11 protein-coding genes and 1 riboswitch are annotated in these 14933 nt (G+C 71.9%); of the genes, 6 read left to right on the plus strand and 5 right to left on the minus strand.

Annotation, left to right across the window (positions count from 1 at the left end; translation table 11 throughout):
* The first annotated feature begins 33 nt into the window (after positions 1-33).
* On the plus strand, positions 34-2172 hold the full coding sequence (locus EST92_RS26195) for a xanthine dehydrogenase family protein molybdopterin-binding subunit (protein WP_129283242.1): 2139 nt from the start codon (positions 34-36) through the stop codon (positions 2170-2172).
* 165 nt (positions 2173-2337) lie between these two features.
* Entirely contained in the window at positions 2338-2880 is a 543-nt protein-coding gene (locus EST92_RS26200; protein ID WP_129283243.1) for an ATP-binding protein, read from the plus strand.
* A 153-nt stretch (positions 2881-3033) separates the two neighbouring features.
* Here the strand turns inward: EST92_RS26200 and EST92_RS26205 are convergent, their stop codons facing one another.
* Entirely contained in the window at positions 3034-3924 is an 891-nt protein-coding gene (locus EST92_RS26205) for a class I SAM-dependent methyltransferase (RefSeq protein WP_129283244.1), read from the minus strand.
* A 229-nt stretch (positions 3925-4153) separates the two neighbouring features.
* Between EST92_RS26205 and EST92_RS26210 the strand changes: the two genes are divergently transcribed.
* The gene (locus tag EST92_RS26210; RefSeq protein ID WP_129283245.1) at positions 4154-6211 is read left to right on the plus strand and encodes a phospholipase C, phosphocholine-specific; all 2058 of its coding nucleotides are present in this window, start codon (positions 4154-4156) and stop codon (positions 6209-6211) included.
* 82 nt (positions 6212-6293) lie between these two features.
* Here EST92_RS26210 and EST92_RS26215 read toward each other — a convergent pair whose 3' ends face one another.
* Both EST92_RS26215 and metE read right to left on the minus strand, forming a co-directional pair.
* Entirely contained in the window at positions 6294-6809 is a 516-nt protein-coding gene (locus tag EST92_RS26215) for an RICIN domain-containing protein (protein WP_129283246.1), read from the minus strand.
* A 398-nt stretch (positions 6810-7207) separates the two neighbouring features.
* Complete coding sequence (gene metE / locus EST92_RS26220) at positions 7208-9532, minus strand: 5-methyltetrahydropteroyltriglutamate--homocysteine S-methyltransferase (RefSeq protein WP_129283247.1); 2325 nt, start codon at positions 9530-9532, stop codon at positions 7208-7210.
* A gap of 158 nt (positions 9533-9690) precedes the next feature.
* Positions 9691-9907, minus strand: a riboswitch (cobalamin riboswitch).
* Between the two features lie 163 nt (positions 9908-10070).
* Here metE and EST92_RS26225 point away from each other — a divergent pair.
* The 3 genes from EST92_RS26225 to EST92_RS26235 all read left to right on the plus strand — a co-directional run bounded on the left by EST92_RS26225 (position 10071) and on the right by EST92_RS26235 (position 12287).
* Positions 10071-11129 carry an aldo/keto reductase gene (locus EST92_RS26225; protein WP_129283248.1) on the plus strand — a complete coding sequence of 353 codons (1059 nt, stop codon included), beginning with the start codon at positions 10071-10073 and terminating at the stop codon, positions 11127-11129.
* A gap of 238 nt (positions 11130-11367) precedes the next feature.
* Positions 11368-11781 carry a cupredoxin domain-containing protein gene (locus tag EST92_RS26230; RefSeq protein WP_129283249.1) on the plus strand — a complete coding sequence of 138 codons (414 nt, stop codon included), beginning with the start codon at positions 11368-11370 and terminating at the stop codon, positions 11779-11781.
* 38 nt (positions 11782-11819) lie between these two features.
* Entirely contained in the window at positions 11820-12287 is a 468-nt protein-coding gene (locus tag EST92_RS26235) for a hypothetical protein (RefSeq protein WP_129283250.1), read from the plus strand.
* Between the two features lie 45 nt (positions 12288-12332).
* On the opposite strand, the gene EST92_RS26240 is transcribed toward EST92_RS26235, so the two are convergent.
* Positions 12333-13514, minus strand: a complete 1182-nt coding sequence (locus tag EST92_RS26240) for an Ig-like domain-containing protein (protein WP_254069023.1) — start codon at positions 13512-13514, stop codon at positions 12333-12335.
* 325 nt (positions 13515-13839) lie between these two features.
* Positions 13840-14933, minus strand: a 1094-nt coding sequence (locus tag EST92_RS31390; protein ID WP_161981772.1) for a DUF6777 domain-containing protein, incomplete at its 5' end; no start/stop codon positions are given.

Consider the following 14933-nt stretch of genomic DNA (forward strand, 5'->3'; position numbering starts at 1 on the left):
CCGTCCCCCCGTCCCCGACCCAAGGACGCGACCATGAGCCCCGACCCGTTCCCGCTCGGACCACCTCCCTACCCCCTGGGCGCCCCGCTCGCCCGGCGGGAGGGCCGGGAGAAGGTCACCGGCACCGCCCGTTACGCGGCCGAACACACCCCGCCGGGTTGCGCCTACGCCTGGCCGGTGGCCGCGACCGTCGCCCGGGGCCGGATCACCGCCGTGGACGCCGAGGGGGCGCTCGCGCTGCCGGGGGTGTGCGCGGTGCTGACCCACGAGAACGCACCCCGCCTCGCGGTCGGCGACGACCCGACGCTGTCGCTGCTCCAGGACGACCGGGTGCCGCACCGCGGCTGGTACGTCGCGCTCGCCGTCGCCGACAGCCTCGAAACCGCCCGCGCCGCCGCCGAGGCCGTCCGCGTCAGCTATGCGACCGAGGACCACGACGTGCTGCTGACGGCCGGCCATCCGGGGCTGTACGAGGCCGAGACCGCCAACGGCGGCTACCCCGGGACCCGGGAACGCGGCGACTTCGAGGGGGCGTTCGCCGCCGCACCGGTCACCGTCGACGCCACCTACACCGTCCCCCCGCTGCACAACCACCCCATGGAACCGCACGCCTCCACCGCCCAATGGAGCGACGGCCGGCTGACCGTCCACGACTCCAGCCAGGGCGCCACCAAGGTCTGCGAGGACCTTGCCGCACTGTTCTCGCTGGACACGAACCGGGTCACGGTCGTCTCGGAGCACGTCGGCGGCGGCTTCGGCTCCAAGGGGACGCCCCGCCCCCAGGTCGTCCTGGCCGCGATGGCCGCCCGCCACACCGGGCGCCCGGTCAAACTCTCCCTGCCGCGCCGTGAGATGGCCGCGGTCGTCGGCCATCGCGCGCCCACCGTCCAGCGGGTGCGCCTGGGGGCAGGCGACGACGGGGTGCTCACCGCCCTCGCGCACGAGATCGCCACCCACACCTCCACCGTCAAGGAGTTCGTCGAGCAGGCCGCGGTCCCGGCACGCATGATGTACACCTCGCCGAACAGCCGGACCGTGCACCGCGTCGTCCCGCTCGACGTCCCCACCCCCTCCTGGATGCGCGCGCCGGGCGAGGCCCCCGGGATGTACGCCCTGGAGTCGGCCGTCGACGAACTCGCCGTGCTGCTCGACGTCGACCCCGTCGAACTGCGGCTGCGCAACGAGCCGGACACCGAACCGGACAGCGACCGCGCCTTCAGCAGCCGGCATCTCATCGGCTGTCTCCGGGAGGGCGCCAAGCGCTTCGGCTGGCTGCCCAGGGATCCCCGGCCGGGCGTACGGCGCGAGGGAGACCTGCTGCTCGGCACCGGCGTCGCGGCCGCCACGTACCCGGTCTACGTCGCCCCGTCCAGCGCCGAGGCGCAGGCCGCCGCCGACGGCAGCTACCGGGTCCGGGTGAACGCCACGGACATCGGCACCGGCGCCCGTACCGTCCTCGCGCAGATCGCCGCCGCCGCGCTGACCGTGCCCGAGGAGCGGGTCCACATCGAGATCGGCAACAGCGATCTGCCGCCCGCGATGCTGGCCGGCGGCTCCATGGGCACCGCCTCGTGGGGCTGGGCCGTCCACAAGGCCTGTATGGCGCTGCGGGCACAACTGCGCCACCACGACGGGCCGTTGCCGGCCGGTGGGCTGACGGCCGTCGCCGACACCCGTCAGGAGGCGGCCGAACGGTCCCCCTACGCCCGGCACGCCTTCGGGGCCACGTTCGCCGAGGTCCAGGCCGACACCGTCTCCGGCGAGGTCCGGCTGCGCCGGCTGCTGGGCGTCTACGCGGCCGGCCGGATCCTCAACTCCCGTACGGCGCGCTCCCAGTTCATCGGCGGGATGACCATGGGGCTGGGGATGGCGCTCATGGAGGGGAGCCGGCTGGACCCCGCGTTCGGGGACTTCGCCGAGTGCGATCTGGCCTCCTACCACGTGCCGGTCTGCGCCGACGTCCCGCAGATCGAGGCGCACTGGCTCGACGAGGAGGACCCGCACCTCAACCCCATGGGCAGCAAGGGCATCGGGGAGATCGGCATCGTCGGCACCGCGGCGGCCGTCGCCAATGCCTTCCGGCACGCCACCGGCATCCGGCTGCGCGACCTCCCGCTCACCGCGGACAAGGTCCTGCCGCGGCTGCGGGCCCGCCAGGAGGGGACCGGGTGAGGGGCGGCCGGGAAGGGCCCGCGAGCTCCAAGATCTGTTGCGGAACCCGCCCCGCCGGGTCACCATGACAAATGACCCATACGTGATAAATGCTCACTCTTCGTGTTCGGGGTTCGTTGGTCCAACGAGGTGAAGGGCGTGAGCCTCGCGGTGAGGAGCCACGACATGACACTTCCCGGCGACCGGCACTACACGGTCGAACTGCATGCTTCGGCGGAGCGTGTGCCGCAGATCCGGCGGATTCTCGCCGCGCATCTGCGCTACTGGGATCTTGAGCTGCATATCCCGCCCGTGTGCCGGGGAGTGGCGGAACTCCTGACCAACGTCCATCGCCATATCGGGCCGGACGCCCGGTGCGTCGTCGAACTCCGGTGGACCGGCCGCCACCTCACGGCCTCCGTCGCCGACGAGGGGCCCCGGCTGCCCAAGCTTCTCAGCGCCGCCGGTGGCGGGCTCTCCACGGTGGCCGCGCTGAGCGACAGTTGGGGTACCTGCGGCACCCCCGAGGGCAAGGTCATCTGGTTCACCCGCCGGGTCGAGGCGGCCCGCAAATCCCGGCTGACGGCCCGCACCCCGCTGCGCAGCGTGCCCGACACGAAGGGCCAGCCCACGGTGCCGCCGCCGGTCCCCGCCGAGCCGCTCGTCGAGCCCGTGCCCGAGGCGGCCGCCGGCGCAGCCCCGGAGGCGGCGTCGGTGTCGGTCGCCTGACGCTCCGTCATTACGCCGGACGGCGCGGAGCACAGGAAACCGGTGGCCCGCCCCGTTCCCGCCGGTGCGTGCGGGACGGGGCGGGCCGCCGGTTTCCCTCTGTGCGTAGGGGATGGGGCGTCCCGCCACTGCCGGACCGGCCCGCCGCGCAGTTCACCGCCGCCGCGCCGTCACCAGCCAGGCCGCGCAGCCGAGGGTGGCCCCGTCCGGGCCGAGGTGCGCGGTCATCGCGTCCCGGAGCGCGGCACGCGCCCGGGTCCCGGTCTCCTCGTCCACCCCGGACAGCATCTCCTGCGCCATCGGCATGGCGGTCAGCGAGGCCACCGCGTCGTCCGCGTCGGTGCCCATCCACATCGGCTCGTCGACCGCGGTGAGTGAGATCTCCTCGAATCCGGCGCCGCCCAGCAGCGCGGTGATCCGGTCGGCAGCGGCGAGGGAGAACGGCCCGGGCTCGCCCGGAGCCCCGAGGTCGGGCAGCTGCACATACGGGGCGAGGGCGGCGAACGGCACGGTCAGATAGGCGTTCTCACGCAGCTCCCGCCAGCACAGGAAGGCCAGCCGGCCGCCCGGACGCAGGGCGCGGGCGAGGTTGCGGAAGGCCGCCCGCGGATCGGCGAAGAACATCACGCCGAAGCGGCTGAGCACGACATCGAACGCGCCGTCGGCGAAGTGGTGGATCTGGGCGTCGCCCTCCTCGAAGGCGACCTGTGACAGTCCGGCCGCCGCGGCCTGCTGCCGGGCCTCGGCCAGCATCGGCCGCGACAGGTCGACACCGAGCACCGACCCCTCGGGAGCGGCCCGCCCCGCCGCCAGGCTCGTGCCGCCGCTGCCGCATCCGACGTCCAACACCCGGCTGTCCGCCCGGATCCCGGCCGCCGCCATCAGCCGCGGCGTGAGCCGGCGGTACCGTTCCTCCAGGTGTTCCCGCCGCCGGACCCAGTACTGCCCGTTCGGGCCGTTCCACGCCTCGGCCTGCGCGGTGTTGCCCGCCGCCACCTCATCGGGCGGGAGCGTCCCGTCGTCTCCCGCGGCTCCCTGACTCATCGCGCTCTCCTCGTCCGTCGCGGCCGGTTCTCGCTGCCTTCTCCTGCCCGACCAGTGTGTTCGCCGTGCGTACCGCGATATGTCACACCCGTGTCACACCCCCTTCCCCGATGCTCGTTCCTCTTGGAACACTCTGCTGACGCTGTACTTCCCACTGATCCCTCCAGCACCGCACACCATCACCCCCACCATCGCGAAATCCCGAACACACCACGAGGTTCCCCATCTCATGCCTGAACTGAATCGGCGGCGTTTCCTCCAGATCGCCGGCGCGACCGCGGGCGTCTCGGCCCTGTCGAGCAGCATCGCCCGTGCCGCAGCCATCCCCGCCGCGCGACGCTCCGGTTCCCTGCACGACGTCGAGCACGTGGTCGTCCTGATGCAGGAGAACCGTTCCTTCGACCACTACTTCGGCTCGCTCAAGGGCGTACGCGGCTTCGGTGACCCGCGGCCGCTGATCCTTGAGAACGGCAAGTCCGTCTGGCACCAGTCCGACGGCTCCAAGGACGTCCTGCCCTACCACCCGGACGCCGAGGACCTCGGCATGCAGTTCATCGAGGGCCTCAACCACGACTGGGCGGGCGGCCACAAGGCCTGGAACGACGGCAAGTACGACAGCTGGGTCCCGGCCAAGGGCACCGGCACGATGGCGTACCTGACCCGCAAGGACATCCCGTTCCACTACGCGCTCGCGGACGCCTTCACCATCTGCGACTCGTACCACTGCTCGATCATCGGGGCCACCGACCCCAACCGCTACTACATGTTCTCCGGCCACGTCGGCAACGACGGCTCGGGTGGCGGCCCGGTCCTGGGCAACGAGGAGGAGGGGTACAGCTGGACCACGTACCCGGAGCGGCTGGAGAAGGCCGGGATCTCCTGGAAGGTCTACCAGGACATCGGTGACGGCCTGGACGCCGAGGGCAAGTGGGGCTGGATCGAGGACGCCTACCGCGGCACCTACGGCGACAACTCGCTGCTCTTCTTCAACCAGTACCGCGACGCCAAGCCCGGCGACCCGCTCTACGACAAGGCCCGCACCGGCACCAACGCCAAGCAGGGCGACGGCTTCTTCGACCAGCTCAAGGCCGATGTGAAGGCCGGCAAGCTGCCCCAGGTCTCCTATATCGCCGCCCCCGAGGCCTTCTCCGAGCACCCCAACTGGCCCGCGAACTACGGTGCCTGGTACGTCTCCCAGGTGCTGGACGCGCTCACCTCCAACCCCGAGGTGTGGAGCAAGACCGCCCTGTTCATCACCTACGACGAGAACGACGGTTACTTCGACCACGTCCTCCCGCCGTTCCCGCCGGCCTCCGCCGACCAGGGTCTGTCCACCGTGGACACCAAGCTCGACTCCTTCGGCGGCAACGCGACCTACTCCGCCGGGCCCTACGGCTTCGGCCAGCGCGTCCCGATGCTCGTCGTCTCGCCCTGGAGCACCGGCGGCTACGTCTGCTCCGAGGTCTTCGACCACACCTCCATCATCCGGTTCATGGAGCGCCGCTTCGGGGTGCACGAGCCGAACATCTCGCCCTGGCGGCGCGCCATCAGCGGCGATCTGACCTCCGCCTTCGACTTCGGCCTGGAGAACGCCAAGCCGGCCGCGCTGCCGGCCACCGACGGCTACCGGCCGCCGGACAACGACCGGCACGACAGCTACGTGCCGAAGCCGCCCGCCAACCCCGTCCTGCCCAAGCAGGAGCCGGGCTCCCGGCCGTCCCGCCCGCTGCCGTACGCGCCGCTCGTCGACGGGTCCGCCACCCCCTCCACGGGGCGCTACACCCTCACCTTCAAGAGCGGTGACAAGGCCGGTGCCTGCTTCACCGTCACCGCGGGGAACCGCACCGACGGCCCCTGGACGTACACCACGGAGGCCGGCAAGAAGATCTCCGACACCTGGAACACCTCGTACTCCAAGGGCGGCTACGACCTGACGGTCTTCGGCCCGAACGGCTTCCTGCGCACCTTCAAGGGCGACGGCAAGAAGACCGGCCCCGAGGTGACCGCCCGCCACGACGCGACCGCCGGCCGCCTCGTCCTCACCCTGACCAACCACACCGGCACCGACTGCCACCTCACCGTCACCAACGCCTACGGCGGGGCGAGCGAGACCTACCCCGTGCGCGCGGGGGCCACCGTCAAGAAGCCGCTCGACCTGCGCGCCAGCAAGCGCTGGTACGACCTGTCGGTCACCTCCGACACGGACAAGACCTTCCTGCGCCGGTTCGCCGGCCATGTGGAGAACGGCGAGCCGGGCGTCAGCGACCCGGCGATCATCACCGGCTGAGTGGGCCCGCCCTGCCCTTGGCCATGACGAACGGGGCACCTGCCGCACGCGGCGGGTGCCCCGTTCTCCGCTGTCGCGGTCGTCAGACCGGGGTGATGGACCACCAGTTCTTCGTGACGCTGCTGTCGGCTTCGAGAACGACGACCTCGCCGAGCGCAGTGCCGTAGTACGGCGTCATCACCTGGTGCGAGGAGCGCGAGGTGATCTTGTACGCGCCGTCGGAGCCCCGCACCTGGAGCCCCCACTGGAACTCCAGGTTGGTGTTGCACGCCCCCTGGGTCACATACGTCTTGCCGTACCACGGCCCGCCCGGCTTCAGGCACTTACCGGTCCTGGTGTTCCGGATGAGGTAGGACCCGCCGACGTCCTCGAAGGTCCACTCGTCACCGCCGGCCGTGAGGCCGGGGTTCCAGACGTACATGAGGATGCCGTCGGAGGAGTCGCTGCCGTAGCCGTAGGGCAGCAGGCTGCCGCCGGTCGCGTTGTTGAAGATGTGGTAGGGGACGGAGGCGGCGGAGGCGGAGCCGGCGGTCAACCCGCCGAGCAGGGCCGTGAGCAGGCCGAGAACCAGAAGAAACCGGCTGAGGACGCGTTGCATGACAGGCCTCTTTCCCGTGCTTCGTGGGTGCTGCGGACGTGGTGCGCCGCACGGTGACGGGGAGGAGTGCGTCGCAAGGGGAACGTAGCGAACAGCTCACCCCTCAAAGGTCTTTCGTACGGACTTTCATGCGATCAGGCGTCTTGTCCCATTCAAACTCCCGGGGGTGGGGATTACGTGGCACGACGGCGTACGGGGAGGGCGGGAATCGGCGTTGCCGGGCAGGCCGGGCCCGTGGGGGCCCTCTCGTGCGGTACGGCGCGGAACGGGGGCCGGTGGCCGGGAGTAGCCGGGGATCCGGCCAAGTTGGCCGGATCCCCGTGCCCCGGGCGGGGCCGACCCCTGCGGGCGCCCCCCCGGCCCGGTCGGATCCGTCCGGTCGGATCAGCCCGGCCGGCTCAGGAAGCCGCGCCGGGCAGTCCGTCGCGGATCCCGCGGGCCGCCGCGACCAGGTTCTCCAGCGCGGCGCGCACCTCGGGCCAGCCGCGGGTCTTGAGGCCGCAGTCCGGGTTGACCCACAGCCGCTCGGCCGGTATCGCCTCAAGTCCCTTGCGCAGTAGGGCTGTTGCCTCGTGTACGCCGGGCACGCGCGGGGAGTGGATGTCGTAGACGCCCGGCCCCACCTCGCGCGGATACCGGGCCGTGGCGAGCTCCCCGGCGACCTGCATATGGGAGCGGGCCGCCTCCAGGCTGATGACGTCGGCGTCGAGGTCGTCGATGGCCCGGAGGATGTCGCCGAACTCCGCGTAGCACATATGGGTGTGGATCTGGGTGTCCGGACGGACCCCGCCGGTGGTGAGGCGGAATGCCTCGGTCGCCCAGGCCAGGTACTCCGCATGGCCGGCAGCGCGCAGCGGCAGCGTCTCCCGCAACGCCGGCTCGTCGACCTGGATCACTGCACTCCCCGCCGCCTCAAGGTCGTTGACCTCGTCGCGCAGGGCGAGCGCCATCTGGCGGGCGGTGTCCGCGAGCGGCTGGTCGTCGCGGACGAAGGACCAGGCGAGCATGGTGACCGGTCCGGTGAGCATGCCCTTGACCGGGCGGTCGGTGAGCGACTGGGCGTACCGCGTCCAGCGCACCGTCATCGGCTCGGGGCGGGAGAGGTCACCGGCCAGGATCGGCGGGCGGACACAGCGGGTGCCGTAGGACTGCACCCAGCCGTGCTGGGTGGTGAGCGCGCCGGTCAGCTGCTCGGCGAAGTACTGGACCATGTCATTGCGCTCGGGCTCCCCGTGCACCAGGACGTCGAGTCCGGCCTTCTCCTGGAAGGCGAGGACCTCGCGGATCTCGGCCGCGATCCGCTCGTCGTAGACGGCGGCGTCGATCCGCCCGGCCCGCAGCGCGGCGCGGGCCCCGCGCAGCTGGTCGGTCTGCGGGAACGAGCCGATGGTCGTGGTCGGCAGCAGCGGCAGCCCGAGGTGGGCGCGCTGGGCGGCGGCCCGCTCGGCGTACGGCTGGGAGCGGCGGCAGTCGGCGTCGGTGACGGCCGCGGCCCGGGCCCGTACCGCCGGGTCGTGCGTGAGCTGCGAACGGGCGCGGGCCGCCAGGTCCGCCCGGTTGGCGGCGAGTTCGGCGGCGATCGCGCCGGTGCCCCGGCTCAGACCGCGCGCCAGCGTCACGACCTCGGCGGTCTTCTGCCGGGCGAACGCCAGCCAGCGGGCGATCTGCGGGTCGATCTCCCGCTCCACCCCGACGTCCAGCGGGACGTGCAGCAGCGAGCAGGACGACGACACATCGACCCGCTCGGCCAGACCGAGCAGCGTCCCCAGGGTGGCCAGCGACTTCTCGAAGTCGTTGAGCCATACGTTGCGGCCGTTGACGACCCCGGCGACCAGCCGCTTGCCGGGCAGCCCCCCGGCCGCCGCGAGGTCGGCGAGGTTGCCGGCCGCGGCGCCGGTGAAGTCCAGCGCCAGGCCCTCGACGGGCGCCTTGGCCAGCACCGGCAGCGCCTCGCCCAGCCGGTCGAAGTACGAGGCGACCAGCAGCTGCGGGCGGTCGGTGAGCGCACCGAGGTCCCGGTAGGCGCGGGCCGAGGCGTCGAGTTCGGCGGGGGAGCGGTCCTGCACCAGGGCCGGTTCGTCCAGCTGCACCCAGTGGGCGCCGGCCGCCCGCAGATCGGCGAGCACCTCGGCGTAGACGGGCAGCAGCCGGTCGAGCAGCGTCAGCGGGTCGAAGCCGGCCGCGACACCGGGCGCGGGCTTGGCCAGCAGAAGGTAGCTGACCGGACCGACCAGCACCGGGCGGGCGGTGAGGCCGAGCGCGAGCGCCTCCCGCAGTTCGGTCACCTGCTTGACGGAGTCCGCGGCGAAGACCGTGTCCGGTCCCAACTCCGGTACCAGATAGTGATAGTTGGTGTCGAACCACTTGGTCATCTCCAGCGGCGCCACGTCCTGGGTGCCGCGGGCCATCGCGAAGTAGCCGTCCAGGGGGTCGGCGGCCACCGCGGCGCGGTGCCGGGCCGGAATCGCCCCCACCATCACGGTGGTGTCCAGGACGTGGTCGTAGTACGAGAAGTCGCCGGTCGGCACCTCGTGGACACCGGCCTCGGCGAGCTGTTGCCAGGTGTCGCGGCGCAGTGCGGCGGCGGTCTTCCCGAGGGCATCGGCGCTGACGCGGCCCTTCCAGTAGCCCTCGACGGCCTTCTTCAGTTCCCGGTGCGGTCCCTGCCGGGGGTAGCCGTGGACGGTGGCGCGGGCGGCCGCGGCGGCGGATGTGCTGGTCACGGAACTCTCCTTCGCGAGTATGTCTCCATGGATCCCGGGACGGGTCGAGCGCGCGAAGGGACGGCGAACCGTGCGGGCCGCGGCGCCAACTCGCCGTCCGTGCCCGCCTGTGGTGTCCGCCGACCTTCCCTCGAGGTCACCGAGATCGCCCCGTGCGCCGGTCGCACGGGGGCACTGGCAGGTCTTCGGACTCGTGGGCACATCCGCCGAGGCGGACATCTACTGGCCGTCGCTTCCCAGACCCGGCCGGGTCCAGTGCGTATGACGGCGGTCGTTCCCACTCACCGCTGCGGGGCAGTCCCGGAATTCCACCGGGTTCCCTCTTGCGACGCGCCTGCCTGGCGGGCAGGGCGAACCAGTTGCACCTGCCACCCTAGACGAGTAAGTCCGATCTCCCTTCTGGCCCCCGGACTCCCGCGGGTGACATGGGCCACCGCCGCCGGGGACGCGCCCGCCGCCGTGCCTTGCTGTGGAGTGCACTCCAGCTCCTAGCGTGGGCGCAGGACGTGACCACCTGTCGCGGAACGAAGGGGACATCGTGCGGTACACACTGTTCGGCAGGACCGGCCTGCGGGTGAGCGAGCTGAGCCTGGGGACCATGACCATGGGCGGCGGCCGGGGATGGGGCACCGACAAGGACACCAGCAGCCGGATCCTGGACGCCTATGCGGACGCGGGCGGCAACTTCATCGACACCGCCAACAACTACACCGAGGGCTCCTCGGAGCGGATCCTGGGCGAGCTGCTCGAAGGCCGCCGCGACAACTTCGTGCTGGCTACCAAGTACACCTGCGCGACCCGCAAGGGCGACGTGAACGCCGCGGGCAACCACCGCAAGAACCTGGTCCGTTCGGTGGAGGCCAGCCTGGAGCGGCTGCGCACCGACCACGTCGATGTGCTGTGGGTGCACGCACGGGACCACTTCACGCCCGTGGAGGAGGTGATGCGGGCGCTCGACGACGTGGTGCGGTCGGGCAAGGTGCTCCATGTCGGCGTCTCCGACTGGTCAGCCTGGGAGATCGCCCAGGCCAACACCCTCGCCGAGCTGCGCGGCTGGACCGCGTTCGCGGGCTCGCAGCTGCGCTACAACCTGCTGGAGCGGACGCCGGAACGGGAACTGCTGCCGCAGGCCCGCGCCTTCGATCTGGCCGTGCTGGCCTGGGCGCCGCTCGCGGCCGGCAAGCTCACCGGCAAGTACCGCCGCGGGGAGACCGGCCGGCTGGACGGCGAGGCCGCGGACGGCCCACGCGACCCCCGGGCGGAGGAGACCGTCACCGCGGTGCTGGAGATCGCCGAGCAGGGCGGCTGGAGCCCGGCGCAGGTGGCGCTGGCGTGGCTGCGCGGCCGGCCCGGCACCGTCATCCCGATCATCGCCGCCACCAAGGAGAGCCAGCTCCGCGACAACCTCGGCGCGGTCGAGGTCACGCTCGACGCCGACGCGCTGGCGCGGCTCGACCGGACCAGCGCGGTCTCCCTCGGCTTCCCGCACGACTTCCTGCGGCAGCCACAGGTCGTCGAGAACGTCTACGGCGACCGCTGGGACCGGATCGAGGACCGCCGCTCCACCTACCGCCGGACGACCGGCGGGATCGGCTGACCCGCCGGCGGGGTCGGCCGACCGGCCGTCGGGATCCACGGACCGGCCGGCCGCCGCCGTCGAGACCCGCCCCTCCGGGGGGCCGCACGCCGCACCCCGCCGCCCGGCCCCCCCGGAGGGGCGGGTGTACGCCGAACGCCGCCGCCCGGATGGCCGGGCGGCGGCGTCTGCTGTCTATTGAGTCAGGAGGTGGCCCGCCCGGGGCCGGACCGGACGGACCGAAGGAGAAGGACGCCCGATGAGGAGAACCGCCGGCCCGGCCGTCGCCCTGGCCGCCGTCGCGCTGTGCACCGTGGGCCTCGGCAGCTGTACGAACAGCGGCGGCGGCACCGCCCCGGCCCGGTCCCGCACCCCCTCCGTGCCGACGGTGACCGCGGGGCCGACCGGCGCGGCCCCGGCCACCGCACGCCTGATCATCAAGGACTTCGCCTTCAAGCCGGCCGCCCTGTCCGTTCGGCCGGGCGGCACGGTCACCGTGGTCAACGAGGACTCCACCACCCACACCGTGACGGCCACCGGCTCGAAGGCCTTCGACACCGGCAGCATCGGGTCGGGCAAGACCGTCACCTTCAAGGCTCCGGGCAAGGCCGGCAGCTACCCCTTCATCTGCTCGATCCACCCGTACATGAAGGGCACGCTCACCGTCCGCTGACCGCTCGACCGCCGCTCACCATGAGGTTTGGAGATGCCGTGGCACCAGACAGCTCCGCACCGGAGCACGGCGCCGTACCGGGGCGCGGGCGGGGACGCCGGGTCGCCCGCGGCATCGCGCGGGTGCTCGCGGCGGCCGGGCTGGCCGTGGACGCCGCCGTCCATGCCCGGCTCGCCGCCCAGTACGACGCGGTCACCGCGACCATCGGCCAGGGCACCCTCTTCCGCGTCGAGGCCGTCCTCGCCGCAATCGCCGCCCTGCTGGTGCTGGTCTGGCGGCGGCCGGCGGTCGACCTCTTCGCCTGGCTGGTCGCCACGGGCGGCCTCGCGCTGCTGCTCCTGTACACCTACGTGGACGTCGGCACGCTGGGGCCGGTGCCGAACATGTACGAACCGGCCTGGATCAGGGACAAGAAGATCGCCGCCCTCGCCCAGGCCGTCGCCGTCCTGGCCACCGTCTTTCTGCTGTTCACCCGCGCCCGGCCGCAGGGCAGACACCGCAGATGAGCCTGCGCCGCGCGGGTCGGTCCCGGGTCGGTGCTGCCGCCCGGGTCAGTGGCCGAGCGCGCTGCGCTGCTGCCACTGCTGCCAGCTCTCCTGCCAGACCTCCAGGCCGTTGCCGACGTCGGTCTTGGCGGTGCTGCTGGTGCCCTTCACCTCGACCGTGGAGCCGATCGGGAGGAAGTCGTAGATCTTCTTGGCGTCCGAGGTGGTCATGCCGAAGCAGCCGTGGCTGTTGTTCTCCACACCGATCGACTTGTTCCACGGGGCGGAGTGCAGGAAGGTCCCGGACGCCGTCATGTGGGTGACCCACTTGGAGGGCAGCTTCCACTTGTCGCCGTAGCCGATGGTGGCGGAGTCCATCGTCTCGGCCGCGTTCTTGCTGCGCACCGTGTGCACCCCGCCGCGGGTCGGGGCCTCGGGGGAGCCCGCGGAGCCCTTGATGCTGCCGACGTTCTTGCCGTTCTCGTACATCGTCAGGGTGTGTGACGGGACATCGATGACGGCCTTGCGGTCCTTGCCGATGGTGAAGCCGAAGTTGTAGTCCCGGGTGAACCAGCCGCCGTCCGTGCCGGAGTTGATCCCGGACAGCGCGCCCTTCACGGAGACCTTGGTGCCGGCCGGCCAGTAGTCCTTGGGCCGCCAGTCGATCCGGTCCTTGCCGGAGTAGTCCTTGACCCAGCCCCAGGCACCCTGGACCTTCGGCTGGCTGGTGACGGTCAGCGCCTTCTCGATCTCGGCGCGCCGGTCCTTGGCTATCGGGTGGTCGAAGAGGATCGAGACCGGCATTCCGGTGCCCACGGTCTGGCCGCCGCCCGGGGTGTTGGTCAGCTTGTTGACCTTGTCGGCCTGCTGCGTGGTGAAGTCCGAGGTGCCGGAGGACTCCTTGCCCTTGGCCGACTTCGCCTTGGTGTGCACGGTGTAGGTGGTCTGCGGCGCGACCTTGCCGTCCGAGGTCCATGACGTGCCGTCACCGGCGAGCCGCCCGGCGACCTTGTCACCCTTGTCGGTCTTGACCTCGACGGAGGTGAGCTTTCCGCCGTCGGCCCGCACGGATATGCGCGAGCCGAGCTTGGCCGACTTGGTTCCGGCGGCCGGGGTGACGGTCACCTTGGTCGACGGTTCGTCGGCCTTCGAGGTGTCCGTACCCGGCCCGCACGCGCTCAACAGTGCGGCCGCCGCGGTCAGGGCGGGTATCAACCGGGCAGAGTGGCGGCGTGGTGCGGCGTGCACGGGGGTCCTCCAAAGCAGAACAGCTGACAGTGGCGGAGCCCGGCCCTGAGGGGTCACATTCAGGGCTGTCAATGCACCCGCCGCATATGCAGAGGGTGTGTTGGCCGAGTTGGTTGTCCCGTGCACCGATTGATTAGGACACAGTTCGATATCGGGCCGTTGGGCAGACGGCGGTGGCCGGCCACGGACGGTGGCCGGCCTGGGGCAAACGGCGCCGATCTCGGTCAAACGGCGGCCGGCCTCGGTCACATGGCTGACCCTGCCGCCCGCGACGGGGCCGCGGGAGACAGGGTCAGCAGGTCGGAGCGTCCGCCGGTCGGAAGCGTCAGCTGGACGGCGGTGTTCCGCCCCCGCCGCCGGGTGACCCGCCGCTGCCCGGTGTCCCCGTACCGCCGCCCTGCGCCCCTTCGCTCGACGTCTCCCCGCCGGTGGTCTCGCCGCCCGGACCGGTGCCGCCGCCGGTCGACGAGGGCTCCCCGCCGGTGGTGTTGCTGCCTCCCGTGGTCTGCGGCGGCTGCCCGGTGGTCGTGCCGGTGCTCGTACCCGGGGAGCCGGTGGTCCCGGAGGACGTCTCGCCGGACGACGGGGACTCGTTCGGCGGCGGCTGGGAGGAGGAGGGCCCGCTGGGCGTCTCGGACGGCGGGGAGGTCGGGTGGTCGGACGTGCCGGTGGTTCCCTGGGGGCGCTTGAACCAGGTGCCCGTCTTCGGGTTGCGCAGCGTGAATTCCTGGATCTTGGACTTCGCGGGCTTGACGACGACCGCGTTCGAGGACCGGTACCCGGGCCACTTCGTGCCGACCGTCTTCACGTTTCCCTTGAGGGCCTTCGGCGCCGTCAGCGGGTTCCCGCACTTGCAGCGCACCCGCGGCACGCCGTACGAGTCGACCATGACCGCGGTGCCGGCCTGCAGGACCGACTGGAATTCGGTGGTCCTGCCGTCCTTGTAGCCGTGGTTGGTGACCCGGGTGTCATAGGCCAGCTGTACGGGCGTCAGCGACCGCAGATAGCGCGGGACATCGCCCGGGGCGACGCCCACGACGCCGGCGAACGCCGTGTTCTTCGAGGGGGCGTCGGTGAGGTAGGTGATCTGCTTCTCGACGTCGCAGCTCGCGCTGTTCTCGGTCCCGCCGTAGAGGCCGGGTGTCGCGCCCGAGAATTCGCTGTTGGAGCCGCTGGACTGCTTGGGCGTGGCGGACGTGGTCGGGGTGGATTCGTTCGCCGACGACTTGGTGACCGGGTTCGGGCCGGTCGAGGCGGCCGGCTGGGCGAACACCTCGCTCGTGGTGCCACTCGGCCGGGTGAGCACGATGGTGATGATCACGGCCGCGACCACGACGGCCGCGATGATCGCGACCCGCGGGGCCGACCGCCACCAGGGGCAGGAGTTGCGGTTCCAGGGTGACCCCATTGCCCAGGCCG

The organism is Streptomyces sp. TM32 (assembly GCF_004122755.1).
Classification (GTDB): domain Bacteria; phylum Actinomycetota; class Actinomycetes; order Streptomycetales; family Streptomycetaceae; genus Streptomyces; species Streptomyces sioyaensis.